Source organism: Halorussus vallis (assembly GCF_024138165.1).
GTDB lineage: Archaea > Halobacteriota > Halobacteria > Halobacteriales > Haladaptataceae > Halorussus > Halorussus vallis.
The window spans coordinates 41782-61032 of the sequence record NZ_CP100002.1 but is presented as its reverse complement, the minus strand read 5'-3'; the positions used below and the strand labels follow the sequence as shown (position 1 = coordinate 61032).

The 19251-nt window shown below is 67.0% G+C and carries 14 protein-coding genes; 4 read left to right on the top strand and 10 right to left on the bottom strand.

Annotation, left to right across the window (positions count from 1 at the left end):
- Nucleotides 1-43 precede the first annotated feature (43 nt).
- The 8 genes from NGM07_RS22925 to NGM07_RS22890 all read right to left on the bottom strand — a co-directional run bounded on the left by NGM07_RS22925 (nt 44) and on the right by NGM07_RS22890 (nt 10613).
- Nucleotides 44-1078: an ABC transporter permease gene (locus NGM07_RS22925; protein ID WP_253521507.1), complete on the bottom strand. Its 1035-nt coding sequence runs from the start codon at nt 1076-1078 to the stop codon at nt 44-46.
- A gap of 1 nt (nt 1079) precedes the next feature.
- Complete coding sequence (locus NGM07_RS22920; RefSeq protein WP_253521505.1) at nt 1080-2102, bottom strand: ABC transporter permease; 1023 nt, start codon at nt 2100-2102, stop codon at nt 1080-1082.
- 271 nt (nt 2103-2373) lie between these two features.
- Complete coding sequence (thsA, locus tag NGM07_RS22915) at nt 2374-3993, bottom strand: thermosome subunit alpha (protein ID WP_253521504.1); 1620 nt, start codon at nt 3991-3993, stop codon at nt 2374-2376.
- Between the two features lie 60 nt (nt 3994-4053).
- The gene (locus NGM07_RS22910; RefSeq protein ID WP_253521502.1) at nt 4054-4413 is read right to left on the bottom strand and encodes a hypothetical protein; all 360 of its coding nucleotides are present in this window, start codon (nt 4411-4413) and stop codon (nt 4054-4056) included.
- Between the two features lie 90 nt (nt 4414-4503).
- On the bottom strand, nt 4504-6738 hold the full coding sequence (locus tag NGM07_RS22905; protein ID WP_253521500.1) for an ABC transporter ATP-binding protein: 2235 nt from the start codon (nt 6736-6738) through the stop codon (nt 4504-4506).
- Nucleotides 6739-7758, bottom strand: coding sequence for an ABC transporter permease (locus NGM07_RS22900; RefSeq protein ID WP_253521499.1), 1020 nt, complete (start codon nt 7756-7758; stop codon nt 6739-6741).
- Nucleotides 7748-8746 (bottom strand): ABC transporter permease, encoded by a 999-nt coding sequence (locus NGM07_RS22895; RefSeq protein WP_253521497.1) that lies wholly within the window; start codon nt 8744-8746, stop codon nt 7748-7750. Before NGM07_RS22895 ends, NGM07_RS22900 begins: the two co-directional genes overlap by 11 nt.
- A 49-nt stretch (nt 8747-8795) precedes the next feature.
- Nucleotides 8796-10613, bottom strand: a complete 1818-nt coding sequence (locus NGM07_RS22890; RefSeq protein WP_382194568.1) for an ABC transporter substrate-binding protein — start codon at nt 10611-10613, stop codon at nt 8796-8798.
- A 271-nt stretch (nt 10614-10884) separates the two neighbouring features.
- Between NGM07_RS22890 and NGM07_RS22885 the strand changes: the two genes are divergently transcribed.
- Together NGM07_RS22885 and NGM07_RS22880 are read left to right on the top strand one after the other, a co-directional pair.
- Nucleotides 10885-13002 (top strand): alpha-glucuronidase family glycosyl hydrolase, encoded by a 2118-nt coding sequence (locus NGM07_RS22885; RefSeq protein ID WP_253521495.1) that lies wholly within the window; start codon nt 10885-10887, stop codon nt 13000-13002.
- A 63-nt stretch (nt 13003-13065) separates the two neighbouring features.
- The gene (locus tag NGM07_RS22880) at nt 13066-13299 is read left to right on the top strand and encodes a hypothetical protein (protein WP_253521493.1); all 234 of its coding nucleotides are present in this window, start codon (nt 13066-13068) and stop codon (nt 13297-13299) included.
- Nucleotides 13300-13385: 86 nt separating this feature from the next.
- On the opposite strand, the gene NGM07_RS22875 is transcribed toward NGM07_RS22880, so the two are convergent.
- Nucleotides 13386-14294, bottom strand: a complete 909-nt coding sequence (locus NGM07_RS22875) for a HEAT repeat domain-containing protein (RefSeq protein ID WP_253521490.1) — start codon at nt 14292-14294, stop codon at nt 13386-13388.
- Between the two features lie 249 nt (nt 14295-14543).
- Between NGM07_RS22875 and NGM07_RS22870 the strand changes: the two genes are divergently transcribed.
- Nucleotides 14544-16787, top strand: coding sequence for a glycoside hydrolase family 3 N-terminal domain-containing protein (locus NGM07_RS22870; RefSeq protein ID WP_253521488.1), 2244 nt, complete (start codon nt 14544-14546; stop codon nt 16785-16787).
- Between the two features lie 83 nt (nt 16788-16870).
- Nucleotides 16871-17737: an MBL fold metallo-hydrolase gene (locus NGM07_RS22865; RefSeq protein WP_253521487.1), complete on the top strand. Its 867-nt coding sequence runs from the start codon at nt 16871-16873 to the stop codon at nt 17735-17737.
- A gap of 67 nt (nt 17738-17804) precedes the next feature.
- On the opposite strand, the gene xacF is transcribed toward NGM07_RS22865, so the two are convergent.
- Entirely contained in the window at nt 17805-19247 is a 1443-nt protein-coding gene (xacF, locus tag NGM07_RS22860; protein ID WP_253521485.1) for a 2,5-dioxovalerate dehydrogenase, read from the bottom strand.
- Nucleotides 19248-19251 lie beyond the last annotated feature (4 nt).

Here is a 19251-nt window from a genome sequence, read left to right as displayed (position 1 = left end):
CGCGCCGGCGGCCCGCGTCGAACGTTTGGACGAGTTCGCATCGTTACCTCACCTCTCCCTGGGGCGCGGCGTCCTCGTCGGGCGCGCTCTCGGCGTGGCGCGCACGCAGTCGCGGGTTGAACACTCGGTCGAGGCCCTGCGAGAACAGGACGAGCGAGAACAGCAGGCCCGAGAGCGCGAGAGCCGGGAAGAACAGCCAGTGGCCCGCGTGTCCCGGCGCCGAGATGGCGTTCCCGGTCTTGTAGGCCCGGTTCATCATGACGCCCCAGTTGAGTATCGAGAACGGCAGGATGCCCAGGAAGTACAGGGCGACCGACGCCTTGATGACTCGCGTCGCGGCCCCGGCGGCGTTGACGAGGATGTACGGCGCGAGTTTCGCGATTAAGTCCTGTCTGATGATCGTCCACGACGACAGTCCGAGCGACCGGCCGGCCTCGACGAAATCCGACTCGCGAAGCGTCAACACCTGCGACCGGAGCGAACGCGCCAGCGGCGGCCACGTGTCGATGGCGAGAACGACGCCCACGACGAACGGGTTCGACGGTGTGAACACCGCCGCGAGCATGACGATCAGCGGCAGTCCCGGCAGCACCGCCTGAACGTCGGTGATCGTCATCAGGACCCGGTCGGTGATGCCGCCCCTGTAGCCGCTGACGAACCCGAAGAAGGTACCCGCTCCCGTCGTCGTGAGCGCGCCCGCGAGCGCCATCTTGAGCATCGCGGGCGTCGCGTGGACGATCTTCTCCGCGATCCCTCGGCCGAGGTTGTCGGTTCCGAGCGGGTAGTCGAGCGATTGGAACGCGCCGGCGTACGTCGGGCCCTCGTTGAGGGTCGGTTCGGGGATGAAGTAGACGCCGAACGTCCCCAGCAGGATGTAGAACAGGAGCAGGAGCCCGCCGATTCGGGTTCGCCAGTCCTCCCACGCTATTCGAAGCGGCGAACGGACGTACACGTCGAAGGTTCGGTTCGCCTTCTCCCGGATCGGGGTCCTCGTCGCTTTCCTCTGCTCGCCGGTTCCAAAGATCCGTTCCTCCGCCGTGCCGCCGTCGCCCCGATAGTCTGTATCGTCGTCTCTCATGTCAGAAGTTCTCCCTGCTCGCACCGGTCCCGGCGCGGGGGTCGATCAGCCCGTAGGTCAGGTCGGCGAACAGAATCGCGAGGGTGGTGATGGTCGCGAAGAACAGGAACGAGCCCATCATCAGCGGATAGTCCTGGAGCTGAAGCGCCTCGAACATGTACCAGCCGACCCCGACGTACTGGAATATCCGTTCGACGATGACGGAGGAACTGAAGAGGGTGGAGATTCCCACCATCATCGATGTGTAGGTCGGCAAGATCGCGTTTCGGGTGAGATACCGGGTGAGAATCCGGTTCGTGCCGATTCCGCGGATCTCCGCCGACCGGATGAAGTCCGACCCGATGACCCTGATTGCGTTGCCGCGCAACTGGAGCGACCCGGCGGCGAACCCGACGACGGCCGTCGAGATGATCGGCATCGCGGCGTGGCGCGCGACGCTGATCATGAACGGCACGTTGAACCCCGGGACGACGTGGCCGGCGTATCGACCTCCCGTCGGGAAGATGTGATACTGAAAGCCCAACACGACGAGCATGACGATGGCGACCACGTAGTAGGGAATCGAGTTCATCGTCAGGACGAAACCCGTCAGGCCGAAGTCGACCTTCGACCCCTCGTACCACGCCATAACGGCCCCGATGACGATAGTCGCCGTGTAGCCGATGATGAGCCCGTACGAACTGAGGAAGATCGACCACGGCATCGCCTGGAACAGAACGTCGAACACGGGCTGGTTGTACGCGATCGACTGTCCGAAGTCCTGGTACAGGACGATGTCACGGGTGTACTCGTAGAACGCGATCGGGATGGGGGTGTCCGGATTGATCCCCGTAAGCATCTGCGTCCGTTGAGCGATGAGTTCGCGATCGACGCTACCGGTCCGGCGGACCATCTGTCGGACTAACTGTCGCCGAATCGCCTCCAGCGGTCCACCCGGCATCAAACGATACACCGAAAACGTGACGAACGCCCCAGCTACCAGCGTTATCGCTGCCTGGCTGATGCGTTGGGAATAGTATCCCATACTCTGGTCTATAATCATCTATCCGTGCCTATTAATGCTTTCCGTTACTATTCTGCGGTGTTCGGACGAAAACCGGCTGTGCACCGGGGAGACGACGACCAAACCGAGGACCACCGCGGGGCGACTTTTCGGAAAATCTGCGTTTATGGAAGTGAAGCGTCAGCATGCTTGGTCCGCCAAGCGAACCCCGCCGACAGCAGGCCGCCGGTCGAGCGGTCGCAAAGCCGATGAACGACCTCCGGTCGCCCACGAGCGACCGTCGGCCGTTCGTTCAGTTCCCGCCGGTCGAGAGGTCGTCGGCGGTGACGATGTCGTCGATACGGAGTATCATCGTGGCCGCCTCGGTAGCGGACCCGACGGCCGTCCGCTTCACGCGCAGCGGTTCGACGACGCCGGCGTCGAGCGCGTCGACCGTCTCGCCGGCCTCCTCGCTCAGACCGGCGGCGCGCTCTCCACGGTCGTGGGCCGCTTTGAGTTCGACCAGCGCGTCGACGGGGTCCCCGCCCGCGTTCTCGGCGAGCGTCCGCGGTCCGACCTCCACCGCGTCGGCGAACGCCTCGACGGCCAGTTGTTCGCGACCGTCGAGCGAGTCGGCCTCCTCGCGTAGGGCGAGCGACAGTTCCATCTCGGGAGCCCCCGCACCGGGCAGCACCGTGCCGTCCTCCAGAGCGGCGACGACGACGCCGATGCTGTCCTCGACGGCCCGCTCGACTTCCTCCAAGACGTGTTCGGTGCCGCCGCGGAGCAGTATCGTCCCCGACTCTCCGGCGGCGACGTCGTCGAAGACGATGGTCCGTTCGGGTTCGGCCTTCGCAGTGTAGCCGAACTGCCGTATCTGCTCCTGCTCGACGCGTCCGGCCGCACCGAGGTCCTCCGGCGAGAGGTTCTGCAGGTCGCCGACCGGCGTCGCGCCCGTCGCGGCTACGACCCGACGACGGTCCTCGTCGTCGACGCGACGCAGGGCGAGGATACCCTCGTTCGCCAACAGCCCCTGTGCGCGGTCGTCGATGCCGCCCTCGGTGAGTACCACGTCGGCCCCGGCGTCGACGATGCGGTCGACGGCGTCGCGGAGTTCACCTCGTTCGCGCTCGACCAGCGCAGTGACCTCGTCGAAGTCGCTGACGGTGGCGTTCGCGTCGGCGTTCAGTTCCGACACCTCGATGTCCCCTTCGTAGACGAGCACCGTGGCGTCGCGGAGCGAGCGCGGCATGTCGTCGCGGGGCGGACTCTTGTCGACCATGGCCCCGTGGACGAACCGCGAGTCCGCCAGCGCGCCGCCGGGGAACGACGCGACGCTGACGGCGTCGCGGTCGACGCTCCCGTCCTCGCGGACGCCCGCGCGGACCGCCTCGACGACGAGTCCCGCGAGGTGCTCCCGCGCGTTCTCGGCTCCCTTCCCCGTCATCGCCGTCCCGGCGATACGTTCGAGCGTCTCCGTGTCGTCGGCGTCGACGGTCGTCGCCAGTTCCGCCAGCAGGTCGTCGGCGACGCCGGCGGCGTGGCGGTAGCCCGAGACGATACTGGACGGGTGGACGCCGCGCTCGACGAGGTCCTCGGCGACCGACAGCAGTTCGCCCGCGAGGACGACCGCGGAGGTCGTCCCGTCGCCGACCTCCGCCTCCTGGGTTTCGGCGACTTCGACGACCATCTCCGCCGCCGGATGGTCGATGTCCATCTCCTCCAACAGCGTGACGCCGTCATTCGTGACAACCACGTTACCGCCGTCGTCGACCAGCATCTTGTCCATGCCGAGCGGTCCCAACGTCGTCCGGACGGCGTCGGCGACGGCCTTGGCGGCCGTGAGGTTCGCGGTTCGGGCGTCGTCGCCGGCGACGCGCTGTGAGTCCTCCGAGAGAACGTAGAGCGGTCCGTTCGCTGCGCGTTGTGCCATACCGAGCGACTATTCGAGTCGGGCGCAAAAAGGTTGTCCTCTCCGGCGCGGGCCGCCGCGTCAGGAATCCTCGCGGCCCTGTCGTTCGAGGATGTCGACGAACGCGTCGGCGAACTTGAACGTCCGCGTTGGCAGGCCGTACCTCGCGGTGTCCATGTCGTACTCGCGGAGTTCCGAAACCGTCTCCTGGGTGTGGGGCAGCGTCGTCACCGTCTCGCGAACGTCGACGTCGAGTTTCCCGTCGTCGGCCTCCAGCCACGGCTGCATCCGCTGTTTGTCGTCGTACTCGATGACGTACGTGTCGCCGCCGACCGCGTCGACCACGTGGTCGAGGGCGCCGATTTCGACGCGGTCGTCGGCGTCGTTCTCGGCGACGAGGAACAGGGTCCCGTCCACGCACTCCGGTTCGTACCGTGTCATTGGTACGACCTCTATCCGCGTCCTCAATAGTTCTGTTGCTGGCGCTCGACGCCGAGTCGGCGGACGGTCGCGAAGACGGAGGGCGGGCGTTCAGTTGTCGACGGTCACGTCCGGGTCTTCGACCGCGCCTTCGAGGGGTTCGCTGTCCCAGTAGGCGTGGTCGGGGTCCTCGCGGAAGCACGCCGCCTTCCCGTCGCCGCCGTCGATGTCCGCCAGCGCCGGTTCCTCCTTCTTGCACGCCTTGCGGGCGACCGGACAGCGCGTGTGGAACTTGCAACCCGAGGGCGGGTCGACCGGGTCCGGCACGTCGATGTCGCGGATCGGCGGGTCCTCGGCCTCCATGGCGTCGAGGTCGAGGTTCGGCGTCGCCCACCGCAACACCTCCGTGTAGGGGTGGCGCGGGTCGTGGATGAGGCGCTCGGCCGACCCGATCTCGACGATCTCGCCCAGGTACATCACCGCGATGCGGCCGTCGCCGTGCTCGGCGAAGTACCGCGCGTTCGAGAGGTCGTGGGAGATGAACAGGAACGAGGTGTCGAACTCCTCCTGGAGTTCGAGCATCAGGTCCATGATGCCGATGCGCAGCGAGACGTCGACCGCGCTGATGGCCTCGTCGGCCAGGATGGCGTTCGGGTCCATCAACAGCGCCCGAGCCAGCGCGACGCGCTGTTTCTCGCCGCCCGACAGCTGGTGGGGGTACCGTTCCATGAAGTCGCCCGCCGGCGACATCCCGACCCGTTCGAGCAGCGAGTGAATCCGGTTGCGGCGCTCGCTCCGGCCGATGTTCGGGTGGGTGTGCCGGAGTGGCTCCGAGAGGATGTTGACGATGCGGCGGTTGGGGTTGAGCGCGCTTCCGGGGTCTTGGTGGATGATCTGGAGCGCCTGGCGGATCTCCTCGTGGGGAATCTCGACGTCGCCCGTTCCGTCCTTGGCGTCCCAGATGTCCTGGCCGCGGTACTCGATGGACCCGCCGGTCGGGCGCTGGAGGCCGATCATCGTCTTGCCGAGCGTCGTCTTCCCACAGCCGGACTCGCCGAGGAGACAGACCAGGTCCTGCTCGTGGATGTCGAGGTCGACGCCGTCGACGGCCCGGACGATGTCCGGTTCCTCGGTGAACCGCTCGATGAGTCCCTGCTCCTTCTCGAAGTGGACCTCGACGTCGTCGAGCGACAGCAGCGGCGTCTCGCCCGACGCCACGGCCCGGTCGGCGGTGGTCAGCCCCGCCGCTCCCGTCGACCGGGGTTCGTCGAACTTCTCGGCCGCCTCGCCGAAGTTGAGCGGAATCTCCTCGCGGGCCTCCCGCCAGTGGTGACACGCCGTCCGGTGGGCGGCGTCACCGGATTCACCGTCGATGGGTGCGAACGGCGGGTCGTCGGTCCGGCACTTCTCGGTCGCCAGCGGACACCGCGGGTGGTACCGACAGCCCGAGGGGACGTTCACCGGAGCGGGACCCTCGCCTTCGATGGGTTGCATCTCTTCCAGGGGCGCGTCGAGGTTCGGCGTCGCGTTCAACAGCGCCCTGGTGTAGGGATGGGCGGAGTCGCCGATGATCTCGTCGCGCGGGCCGATCTCGGCGAACTGGAACGCGTAGATGATGGCCATCCGGTCGGCGAGCGACGCCACCAGCGGCAGGTCGTGGGTGATGAAGATGATGGTGAGGTCGTACTCGCTCTGGAGGTCGTCGAGCAACTGCAGGATCGACCGCTGCATCAGCAGGTCGAGCGCGGCGGTCGGTTCGTCCATCACCAGCACTTCCGGGTCGAGTACCATGCTCAGCGCGATGAGCGCGCGCTGTTGCATCCCGCCCGACAGTTCGTGGGGGTACGAGTCGAGTACCCGCTCGGGTTCCAGATAGAGGTTCTCGAGGAGTTCGCGCGCGAAGTCGAGGCCCTCCGAGACGTTCTTGTCGTGGCTCTTGAGCGTCTCCTTGAAGTGGGCGCCGATCTTCATCGTCGGGTTGAACGAACTCATCGCGCCCTGGAACACCATCGAGATCTCCTCCCAGCGGAACTTCCGGAGTTCCTCGTCGCTCAACTCCAGCACGTCGACGGTCGTCCCGTTGGGGCGGTGGTAGTCGATCTGACCGGTGAGCACGCCGGGGTCCGGGACGGCGTCGAGCAGCGCGGAGGCGAACATCGACTTGCCGCTGCCGCTCTCGCCGACGATGCCGAGCACTTCGTGGCGGTCGATGTTGACGTTGACGTCCTCGAGGACGTAGGTTTCGCCCTCGCTGTAGGTGACGTTCGCGTCTCTAATCTCCAGGATCGGGTCGCCGTCGGTCGATTTGGTCGTCGGTCGGTCGCCGGATTGAATGTCGGTAGCCATCTAAACCCACGCCTCCGTGGACGTCTCGTTCTCGCTCTCCTCGACGGACTCGGACTCGCCGGTGAGCCGGGTCCGGACCCGCGGATTGAAGATTCGGTCCATCCCCTGGCTCACCAGGATGAGTCCGAACGCGAGCCCGACGATGGAGAGCATCGGTACGAGTAGCCAGTAGAGCGTTTCCATGCCGAACAGGGCGCCGCTGTTGTACGCGTTGTTCAGCGTGACGCCCCAGTTCTGTCCGGTGTAGGGCAGCACGCCGATGAAGTACAGCCCGACCGACGCGAAGATGGTGTAGCGCGCGGCGAGCACGAAGTTGACCATCACGTACGGCATGATGTTCGGGAGCACGTCCTTGAGGATAATCCGCGGCGTGCTCGTCCCCATCGTCCGGGCCGCCTCGACGTAGCTGGCTTCCCGAATCGAGAGGACCTGCGACCGTATCGAGCGACCCAGGCCGGCCCAGTAGTTGATGGTGAGGATGACCCCGAGGAGTATCGGGTTCTCCGGACTGAGCGTGATGGCCAGGATGATGACCAGCGGCAGGCCCGGAATCGCCATGAAGAAGTCCGAGACGGACGTGATGACGGTGTCGACCCGGCCGCCCTTGTAGCCCGAAACCGTGCCGACCACGACCGCGACGCCGGTCGCCCACACGCCGCCGGCCAGCACCATCAGCAGGATGAACGGCGTCGAGTCGATTATCAGCGCCAGCAGGTCGACGCCGGACTTGGTCGTCCCCAGCGGGTACGCCCAGTTCTGGAACGGCTTGAGGAACTGCTCGGCCTGGTTCGGGTCGGGGTTGCGCCAGAGTCCGAACACCTCGACGAGCGCCATGAGGACGTAGACGCTCAGAATGACGATGCCTAGCCGCGTCCGCGTGTCCGACCACGCGACGACGGCCGGTTCGTAGATCAGCCGCTCGTACAGCTCTTCTAGCTGGTCGCGGCGGCTCATCTCGGCGGCCGACGCGTCGGAGCGCCAGTCGATGTCCTCCGACGGGGAGTCGGCCTCAGTAACCATCGGAATCACCTGCGCTAATGCGCGGGTCGATCAACCCGTAGGTCAGGTCGGCGATGCAGACCGCGACGACCAGCGTGACCGTGATGACCAAGAAACACCCCATCATCAGCGGGTAGTCGTTCGCGTTGACCGCCTGGATGAGGTAGTAGCCCAGTCCGGGGTACGAGAAGATCTGTTCGAGCACCACGGTGCCGCCGAGGCGGAAGCCGATCAACAGCAACAGCCCGGTGTACATCGGCAGGATGGCGTTCTTGGCGACGTACTGGGTGGCGATGCGGCCGTCGGAGAGGCCGCGGAGTCGCGCGACCTCGACGTACTCCTCGCCGAGCACCTGGATGCCGTTGCCGCGCATGTTGAGCGCGGTCGACCCGATTCCCCCGATGGTGAACGCGATGATGGGCAACGCGGCGTGCCGGAGGACGCTCGTGATGTACGCGAGATTGAGTCCGGCCTCGACGCCGCGCGCGACCGCGTCTCCCGTCGGGAACACGTTCCACTGGAACCCCAGGAAGAACAGGAGTATCACGGCGAAGATGTAGTACGGAACCGACATCAGGAAGATCGACCCGCCCGACGTCAGCTGGTCGAACCGCGACCCCTCCCAGTAGGCCTGGACCGACCCGATGAGGACGCCGATGACGAACATCAGCACCGTGGACGTCACTACGAGGAACACCGTCCAGGGCAGCGCCCGGGCGAGGACGTCCATCACGGGCTGGTTCAGCGATATCGAGCGCCCGAGGTCGAGTTGGGCGAGGCCGACGAGGTAGTCGAGGTACTGCTGCCAGAGCGGCGCGTCCGGTCGGATGTTCTGGAGCGCCTCGATGCGGGCGTTGACCTGTTCGACCGGGACGCCCCGGCGGATGAGTTGAATCCGCAGTTGGGTGAACGGCCCGCCCGGCAGGAGCCGAATCAACCCGAACGTGAACGTCGCGACCGCGAGGACGGTCAACGGAATTCTGGCCATCCGTCTGAGATAGTAGTTCATAGGTTGTGAACGTAGTAGTCGAGTTCGGTTGGCGTTCCCTTGAGGTTAACTATCCTTTGTACTGGAGGTCGCCCTCGTGGGGCCACCACCACTGGGGCCACTTGACCTGCCGATTGGCGCTGTCCTTCTTGGCGGTGGTCCACTCGTCGTTCGTGGTCCACGACTGCTCGTACTTCGACACCAGGCCGAGGAACGGCAGTTCGATGTGGTTGTGCCACGCCGACTTCTGGACGAAGGGCCGTGACTTCTCGTCGTTGGGCTGCTGTGCGATCTTCTCGGTCGTCTTTAGCGGGTTGAGCGTCATCTCGCCGCCGTTCCGACCGGGGACGGTCTGTTCGGTGTCGGCCTTCTCCCGGTAGTTGTGGCCGCCGCCGATGTCGCTGGCCCAGAGTTGGTAGTACAGCGGGAAGTACGGGAACGCCGACCGCGACCCGCCGGGCAGCCAGTAGAAGCTGCCCATCTTGAAGTTGCTGCCGGAGTACTGGTTGAACCAGTCGTTGGTCGGCTTCGTACTGATGGAGAAGTCGAAGCCGAAGTCGTTGAGCTGGCTGGTGACCGTCTGGGTCATCGTCGTCCAGTCGGTCCAGCCCGCCGGCGAGTAGTAGTTACCGCCGAGCTTCTTGCCGCTACTGTTGCGCCACGTGCCCTTTTTCTTGGTATAGCCGGCCTCTTCGAGCAGTTTGGTCGCCTTGTCGGTCTGGCTCGCCTTGGGGCCGTAGGTCTCGAAGTCGCCGTACCAGTCGCCGAGCCACTTCTTCTGGTCCTTGGGCGCGATACCGCAGGGAATCGGCGCCACGAACTTCGTCCGCGGGCCGGCGTTGTCGACGATGGACTGACGGTTGATGACGTGGGCGATGGCCTGGCGGACCTTCCGATTGCCGAAGTCGGGGTCGTTGTGGTTGAACACGATGCCGTACCCCCACTTCGCGGGAATGTTGACCTCGACGACGTGTTTCGGGAATCGCTTCGCGATTTGCGGCGGCGTGAACAGGCTGGGCGCCGCGTCGATGTGGTCGGCCTTGAGCAGCGCCTGGTGCTGAGCCGTGTTCCCGCCGAAGCTCTCGATGGTGAAGTTCTCGAAGTTGACGTTGTCGGACTTGTAGAACCGCTCGTTGCGTTCGAACTCGAACGCCTGGCGGCCCTTCTTCACGAACGACCACATGCCGCTCGCCACGGGGTCCTCGTACGCCCACTGCAGGTACTCCTCGGCGGGCTTGTCGAGCCACTTGCTGTGGATTTCCTTCTTGGTATCGACGAAGAAGTTGGTGAGTTCGAACTTGATAATCTGGGGGTTCGTCGGCCCAGAGAGCATCAGTTTGGCCGTCTTCTTGTCGACGATTTTGTAGTCGTCCAGATAGCCCCACAGCGAACTGCCGGTCTTCTTCGCCAACTGGAGCTGGACGTCGAGGTCCTCGGTGGTCCAGTCGTCGCCGTTGTCCCACTTCAGGTCGTCGCGGAAGGTGAGCGTGGCCTCCTGACCCTCGATCTTCAGGTCGTCGAGTGCGCCGTACAGGAACTTCTTCTTGTTGAACGAGTACTTGAGAAACGGTGCGAAGACGCTCCGCGCCGCGGGCCAGCTATAGTTCTGGCTCGCCGAGGAGTTGAAGTGGAGGTCGACCGGGTTACCCGTATAAGCTGCAATATATGTCGCGTCGTGGACGGTGGCGCCGCCACCACCGCCGGACGTCTGGGTTCCGCCGCCACCACCGCTGGAATCGGTCGTGGTGCCGGAATCGGTCGTGGTACCGTCCTGGTTGCCGCCTGAACAACCCGCCAGGGTAGCTATACCGGACGCCCCGGCGACCGCCAACATCCTGCGGCGGCTAATCACGTCGCTATACTCGCCCCGGTCGGAATCGGATGTCATAGCACTGTATATGTTAACATAGGTGGTGATAAACATTGTGATGGTCAATCATGGCCGATGAGCACCTGCCGACTCAGTCTTCGAAGGACGGTCCGGTCGTTCTCGAGAACCGACCCCGACGACCTCCGAGAGACGACGGACGAGCGCCGCGCTGAAGGGCACTCACGGGCGGCGTCGGTCGCGGCACGGGTAGCGTCGGTCGCGGACGACCGCGGCCGACGCCGCCCGCTGACCACAACCCTTTTCCGGACCGTCGGATACTCCGATACCGATGGAGCAGTACGACAACTGTTGGCTCCGGTACGACCGCGTCGCCGACGGCGAGCGCCTCGACTCGTACCGACGGCGGTGTAGACACGCGTACGTCGTGGAGAAGTCCCCCGAGTGCAGTGCGGTCCGGGACGAACTTCGGCGGGCACTGCCCGGACTGCTCGGCGAGGACCCGCACCTCTGGCAACACCCGCCGACGACGGTCGACGGGTTCCTCGCCGTCGGCACCCCCAACGACATGGCGATGATCGCCGAGTCGGTCCCCGTCGACGAGGTCGAATCCCTCGCCGACGGCGGCTATCTCCTCCGGGCGGTTGAGTGGAACGACGCCGACTGTCTGGTCGTGACCGCGCCCACCGACCGCGGACTGGTGTACGGAACCTTCCACCTCCTGGGACTGTTGAGCGTCGGCGACCCTATCGCCGACCTCGACGTTCGGGAGGAACCGGCCTACCCGAACCGACTGCTAAACCACTGGGACACCCCGTTCCGCCGGTCGGTCGAGCGCGGGTACGCCGGCGAGTCCATCTTCGACTTCGAACGACTTCCGGACCTCCGGGACCGCTACGAGGACTACGCCCGCCTGCTGGCCTCGGTCGGTATCAACGGAATCGTCCTCAACAACGTCAACACGACCAAACCGCCGCGGGAGAGCGCCAACGCGGCGTTCGACGCGTTCGAAGGGTGGCGACTGCTCGAAACCCGGCGGCTCGAAGACCTCACCGGCCTGGCGTCGGTGTTCCGTCGCTACGGGATTCGCACCTACCTCTCGGTCAACTTCGCGGCCCCGATGCTGGTCGGGGACCTCGACACCGCCGACCCGCTCGACGACGACGTCCGGGCGTGGTGGCGCCAGAAGGCCGACGAGGTGTACGACCTGATTCCCGACTTCGGCGGCTTCCTCGTCAAGGCGGACTCGGAGGGCCAGGCCGGTCCCTACGACTACGGCCGCGACCACGTCGACGGGGCCAACGCCATCGCACAGGCGCTCGAACCCCACGGCGGTCGGGTCTGGTGGCGCGCGTTCGTCTACGGCTCCCACGAGGACCGGGCGGTCCAGGCCTACGACACCTTCGAACCGCTCGACGGCGACTTCGCCGACAACGTCACCGTCCAGGTGAAGAACGGCCCCATCGACTTCCAACCACGGGAACCGGTGTCGACGCTGTTCGGCGCGATGCCGGACACCGACCTCGGCCTGGAGTTCCAGGTCACCGGGGAGTACACCGGCCAGGGCGTCCACGCGACCTACCACCTCCCGATGTGGAAGGAGATCTTCGAGTTCGACACCCGCGCCGACGGCGAGGAAACACCGGTTCGGTCGCTGTTCCGGGGTGACGGCGAGGGCGTCGTCGGCGTCGGGAGCGTCGGCGAGGACTACAACTGGACCGGCCACTATCTCGCCCAGGCGAACCTCTACGCCTTCGGGCGCGTCGCCTGGAACCCCGAACTGCCGGCCGACGAGATAACCGACGAGTGGGTCCGCCGGACGTTCGGAACCGACGGGGAGGTCGTGTCCACCGTCGCCAAGATTCTCCGCGACTCCTGGGAGGCCAACGTCGACTACACGACCGGCGGCCTCGGACTGATGCACATGATGCACAACGGCGAGGAGTACCTGGAGAACCACTACTACCCCTCGCCAGACGAGTGGCCGGGCTACCACGGCGCGACCGAGGACGGTATCGGCGTCGACCGGACCGAGAGCGGGAGCGGCTACGCCGGCCAGTACCGCGACCCGGTCGCCGCGCGATACGAGTCGGTCGAAGAGTGCCCCGAGAAACTCCTCCTCTTTTTCCACCACCTCCCCTGGGACCACGAACTCGCCGACGGAACCACCGTCGTCCAGCGACTCTACGATAACTGCTTCACAGGCGTCGAGGCGGCCGAACGTCTCCGGGAACTGTGGCGCGACCTCGACGGGAAGATAGACGACCGGCGACACCGCCACGTCGCCGAGCGATTCGACGAGCAGGTCGCCCAGGCCGAGCGGTGGCGCGACGCGCTGACCGCGTACTTCTACGAGTACTCGGGGATTCCCGACGAGCGCGGGCGGGTTCCGAACGAGCGAGGACGGGAATCGGACGGCGGAGTTGGGAACAAGACGGGCGGAGTCTGAACTCCGACGAGTCGCGCCGGCGGCACCACTAGGTTTTTGACGCGCGTCGGTCGAATAGTCAGTATGTCGAAGACGTCGACGCTGTTGGATCTCCTCTGCGCTCAACGCGAGCAGATGCGGCTGATACTCGGCGTGCTCATTGCGATGGGACTCCTGCTCGGTCTGTCGGCCCTGTTCGTCGGCCCCGGCGACTCAACGTTCCCCATCCTGGTCATCGACGCCGTCCTGGTCGGCGGCGGATTCGTCTTCTTCAGCGCGGCCTACTGGTACTGCACGAAGCGGGCGATGAACGAGTGAAGCGGCCCCGTCTCGGTACTGACCCGAGCGGTCCCGGTCGGGCTCCGCGTCGCGATGTGCGGGCACGTTCGCGATACACAAGCCAACTACGACGCTCCCGCGAGGAAGTCGACGGTGTCGGCGGCGAGTTCCCGAACGTCCTCGTCGTCGTCCGTCTCCGCGACGGTTTCGAGTTTCGGCACGACCGCGTCGTCTCCGAGTTCGCCGAGCGCCCGAATCGCACGCGCACGGACGAAGGTTCGGTCGTGGTCGAGGCAGTCGACGATGTCGTCGCGGACGGGCGCGACGACGTCCGGGTCGGCGGCCGCCAGTTCGGCGAGCGCGTCGACGGCGGCGCCGGCGACGCCCGGGTCGACGTCGTCCAGCAGCGCGGCGAGGTCGTCGACCGCATCGAACGCCGTTTCCGGTTCCGTCTCGGCGACCGCCACCGCGACGTTGACGAGCGTCCGCCGGCCGGACATGCGCCGCCTGCGCTCTCCCTCCTCGTGCTCCTGAATCGTCTGCCGGGTCACCCGGTCGTCCACGACGTCGCCGACGTCGGGGATGCCGGGTTCGAGTTCGGTGGCGCGAACGGCCTCGACCAGTCGGCGAGCGTACGGTCCCACGAGGTCGGGCCGCTCGACGACGAGTTTTCCGAGTGCGGTCGCGGCGGTGAGTTGGACGTCCACGAGGTCGCTTGCCGCCGCTTCGGCGAGGCCGGCGACCCTGCCGTCGAGCGCCGCCGGTTCGTCCTCGGCGACGGCGTCGAGGACGGCGATGGCGCGCAGTCCGACGGCGGCGTTGTCGGCGGAAGCGAGCGCCGCGACGTCGTCGAGGAACGGTTCGACCGCGTCGACGTCGGCCGCCGCGAGGGTTTCGCAGACCATCATGCCCCGCTGGCGGACCAGCGGGTTCGAGGAGTCGAGCGCGGCGCGCACCGCCGCTTCGTCGACGTCGTCCGGGGACACCGACTCCGGGTCGATTCCGTCGAGCGGGTTCGACGAGTCCGTTGGCATGGACGTAGGATGCGGTCCGTCATTTAAATACGTGCGGGTTCGGCGACCCGTGGGAGCACCCGCGACGTCGAAAATCGGTCGGGGCTGCCGGCGTTGCCGGCACAGTCGTGCCGGCAACGCCGATGCGCGCGTGGTTCCGTCCGGTGGCCGACGATTGCCGGCCGGATTCGCCCGATATCGACGGACTGGACGCCCGTATCCCGCGCCCTCCCGAGGATTTATACCGTGCCGAGTAAATATATGTGACCAATGCACGAGGACGAAGACGGACCACGCTATCTCCGGTCGGACGCCGCGACCGCCGACCGAATCGACGACCTCCTCGACCGGATGACCGACGCCGAGAAGGCCGGCCAACTCGTCGGCACGTGGCTGGGCCACCTCGACTTTCAGTCGAACGACCTCGACGACGTGAAGGACGCCGTCCGCGACCACCACCTCGGGGTCGCCGCACCGTTCGGCTGGGCCGGGTCGCCCGCCAAGCGGGTCGGCGACGTCGTCGACGCCGCCAACGAACTCCAGCGCGTCGCCACCGAGGAAACCCGACTGGGGATTCCGCTGTTGCTGAACGTCGACGCGGTCCACGGCCACGCCTACGTCGCCGGGTCGACCGTGTTCCCGAACGGACTCGGCACCGCGGCGACGTGGGACCCCGAAGCCGTCGAGGCCGCCGCGAGCATCACCGCGACCGAGGTCCGCCGGACCGGCGCCCATCAAAACTACTCGCCGACCTGCGACGTGGGCCGCGACCCCCGGTGGGGTCGCATCTTCGAAACCTTCGGCGAGAGCCCCCGACTCTGCGCCGAGATGGCCGCGGCGAAGGTCCGGGGCTACCAGGGCGACGGACTCGGCGACCCAGATTCGGTCGTCGCCACCGCGAAGCACTTCCCGGCCTACAGCGAACCCGAGCGCGGCGAGGACGCCTCCCCGGTCGACGTCTCGGAGTACAAACTCCGAAACGTCTTCGTCCCGCCGTTCGAAGCCGCGCTCGGCGCGGGCGTCGAGTCGGTGATGCCCTCGTACAACTCCGTCAACGGCGAACCGATGCACGGGTCGGCGTACTTCCTGACCGACCTGTTGCGCGAGGAACTGGGCTTCGACGGCCACGTCGTCTCCGACTGGGCCGGCGTCCGCCACCTCCACGACGACCACGGCACCGCCGCCGACCACCGCGACGGCATCCGGCAGGCCCGCGAGGCGGGCCTCGACGTCGAGTCGGTCGGCAACGTCGGGCACGCCGCGTCCCTGACCGACCTGATCGAGAGCGGCGACCTGGACGCCGACCTCGTCGACGAGAGCGTCCGGCGCGTCCTCCGGTTGAAGTTCGAACTCGGACTGTTCGAGGACCCCTACGTCGACGAGGACCGCGCCCGCGAGACGCTCGCCTCCGAGGAGCACCGCCGGACCGCGAAGGCGGCCGCCCGCGACAGCATGACCCTGCTGAAGAACGACGGCCTCCTCCCACTGTCGGGCGACGAGGACGTGTTCGTCGGCGGGCCGAACGCCGACGACATCGTCCACCAACTCGGCGGCTGGAGCGTCACCGAACCGACCGACGTTCCCGGCGAGACGGTGCTCGAAGCGATTCGAAGTCGGGCCGACGGGACCGTCAACTACGAGCAGGGGACGACGCTCAACGAGGAACTCGACGTCGACGCCGCGGTCGAGAAGGCCGAAGCGGCCGACGTCGCGGTGCTGGCGCTCGGCGAGGGCTGGTACCTCCACGAGTTCGGCCCCTCGGTCCAGTCGGGCGTCGAAACCGGCGAGTGGCCGACCCGGTCGGAACTGCGGCTCTCGGAAGCCCAGCGCGAACTCGTCCGGCGGGTTCACGCCACCGGCACGCCGGTCGTCGGCGTCCTGATCACCGGCCGGCCGCTCATCGTCGACTGGATGGACGAGCACGTCCCCGCGATACTCATGGCCTACTATCCGGGCACCGAGGGCGGCGCGGCCGTCGCCGAGACGCTGTTCGGCGACAACGACCCCAGCGGCCGCCTGCCGGCGTCGATTCCGAAGTCGACCGGCGACCTCCCCCAGCACTTCGACCGCCTCGCGCACCCCACGCCCATCGGCGAGGACGAACACCCCGACTCCTACGACCCGTTGTACCCCTTCGGCCACGGCCTCAGCTACGCCGAGTTAGCCTACGACGACCTCCGCGTTTCCACGACCGGCGCGTCGCCGAACGGCGACGCGCCGGTCGTCGAACTCGCGGTGGAGGTGACCAACGCCGGCGACCGCCCCGCCACCGAGACGGTCCAGGCGTACGCCCGCCAGGAGACGAGTTCGCGGGTCCAGCCCGCGCGGAAACTCGTCGGGTTCGAGCGCGTCGAACTGTCGCCCGATGAATCCGCGACGGTCTCGCTCTCGATTCCCGCCGAGCACTTCGGCTTCTACAAACCCCGGACCGGCCGTGTCGTCGAGTCGGGGACCTACCGCGTCCGGGTCGGCAACCTGACGGGGTCGTTCGAGATGCCCGACCGCGTCGAGTGAACCACTCACGGGGCAACTACGGCCGACCGCGAACGTTTTATGTGGGCCGCGTTCCCGCGTACGCCCATGGTCGTGAGCCATCCATGGTAACGAGCAACTGGAATTCGTGGTTCGTCGAATCAGAAGTCGAAGCCGCCGACCCCGAGGGCCTTTCGCTGTGGTACCTCGGCTGTCACGGGTTCGTGGTCCGGTCGCCCGGGGCGACGCTGTACGTCGACCCGTACTTCGGCGACGGCAATCCGCCCGTGACCGTCCGGATGATTCCCGTGCCGGTCGACCCCGCGGCGGTGACCGACTGCGACGCCGTGCTGGTCACCCACGAGCACGTCGACCACCTCCATCCGCCCTCCGTCGCCCCCATCGCCGCGAACACCGGCGCACCCGTCTTCACTCCCGGAGACGCCCACGAGGAGTACGACTACGACGGCGACGAGACGATTCCCGCCGACGCACGCGCGTCGGTCGAGGAGGGGGACGAACTCTCGATCGGCGACCTGACGGTCCACGTCCGGCCGGCGAACGACCCCGACACGAAGTTCGCCGTCTCGTACGTCGTCGAGTGCGGCGACGAGACGCTGTTCGTCGCCGGCGACAGCCGACCCGCCGAGGCGTTCGAGGAAATCGGGGCCGAGTTCGACGTCGACGTCGCGTCGTTCACCGTCGGGACGGTCGGCCGCCTTCCGCTGGGCGCCGACGGCGGGCCGCGCCGGACCCGGTGGTACATGGACGAGAGCCAGGTCGTCGAAGCGGCGAACGCGGTGCGGGCCGACCGGGTGCTGCCGGTCCACTACGACACGTGGAAGGGCGTCACCGCCGACCCGACGGCGCTCCACGAGCACGCGAAGTCGTTCGCCTACCCGCGGGTGATAGAGGTCGTGGAAGTAGGGGACAGGGTCGACATCGCCGAACCGGGCGTGGTGCCGATGCGGCGACTCGACCGAACGGAATGACAGACCCGACCGCGACCAGGTTACTCGGTCGCGGTCGTTCCTCGGTGTTCGGAATCGACCTTCGAACTCAGTAGCTGTCGTAGACGGTCTTCTCGATGGTGTAGAACTCCAGACCCTCGTCGCCCTGCTCGCGCCAGGTTTCGCTGGACGACCGCTTGAACCCGCCGAACGGGACGTGGAGTTCGAGTCCGGTCGTTTTGGCGTTCACCTTGGCGACGCCCGCCTCGACGTCGCGGACGAATCGGTTGGCCTCCGAGTGGTCGTTCGTGACGACGCTGGCCGACAGTCCGTAGGGGACGTCGTTGGCGACTCCGAGGCCCTCCTCGAAGTCCGAAACCTCGATGACGGCGACCACCGGGCCGAAGACCTCCTCCTGGGCAATGCGCATGTCGTTGTCGACGTCGACGAAGACGGTCGGTTCGACGAAGTAGCCCGTCTCGGTTTCGGCCGACTCGGGGACGCCGCCGCCCGCCGCAAGCGTCGCGCCCTCGTTCTCGGCGACCTCGATGTACTCCAGCGTCGATTCGAGTTCACCCTCGGAAACCTGCGGGCCCATCTCGTGGTCGAGGCCGGGGCCGACGTCGACGGACTTGGCGCGGTCGACGAGTTCGTCGACGAACTCGTCGTAGACGTCCTCGTGGACGATGGCCCGCGAACACGCGGTGCACGACTGGCCGGTGGTACCGAACCCGCCGCTGGCGACGATGTCGGCGGCTTCGGCGGGGTCGGCCGAGGCGCTGACCACGGTCGGGTTCTTGCCGCCGAGTTCGGTCTGGACGCGCTTGCCGGCGTCGGTCGCCTGGTCGTAGACCATCTGGCCGACCTCGCTGCTGCCGGTGAACGAGACGGCGTCGACCGCGTCGTGTTCGATGAACTCGGTGCCGACGGCGCTGCCCGGCCCGGTGACGACGTTGAGCGCGCCGTCAGGGAGGCCGGCCTCGTCGAGCGCTTGCGCGAGTTCGAGCGCGACGCCGGGCGCGACCGACGCCGGCTTCAGGACGACGGTGTTCCCGGCGGCGAGCGCGGGCGCGAGCTTCCACGCCGGAATCGCGATGGGGTAGTTCCACGGCGTGATGAGCGCGGCGACGCCCACCGGCTCCTTGACCGTGTAGAGGCGCTGGTCGCTCGCGCTCGGCCCCTTGACGGTGCCGCCGAGGTCGGCGGCCTTCCCCGCGAAGTAGTGGAAGATGTCGATGGCGCGCTGGACCTCGCCGTTGGCCTCGGCGTAGGCCTTGCCCTCCTCGGCGACGAGCTGTTCGGTCAGCCCCTCCTTGCGGTCGGCGAGCCAGTTGCCCGCCCGGCGGAGGATGCGCCCGCGCTCGGGACCGGGCGTGGCCGCCCACTCGTCCTGGGCCGCGGCCGCGGCCTCGACGGCCGCGGTCGCGTCGGCCGCGCTCGACTGCTGGTAACTCGCGACGACTTCGCTCGGGTCGGCGGGATTCGCGACCTCGACGGTGTCGCCGGTTTCCGATTCTACCCACTCTCCGTTGACGTAGTTCTTCTCCGGCATCGTG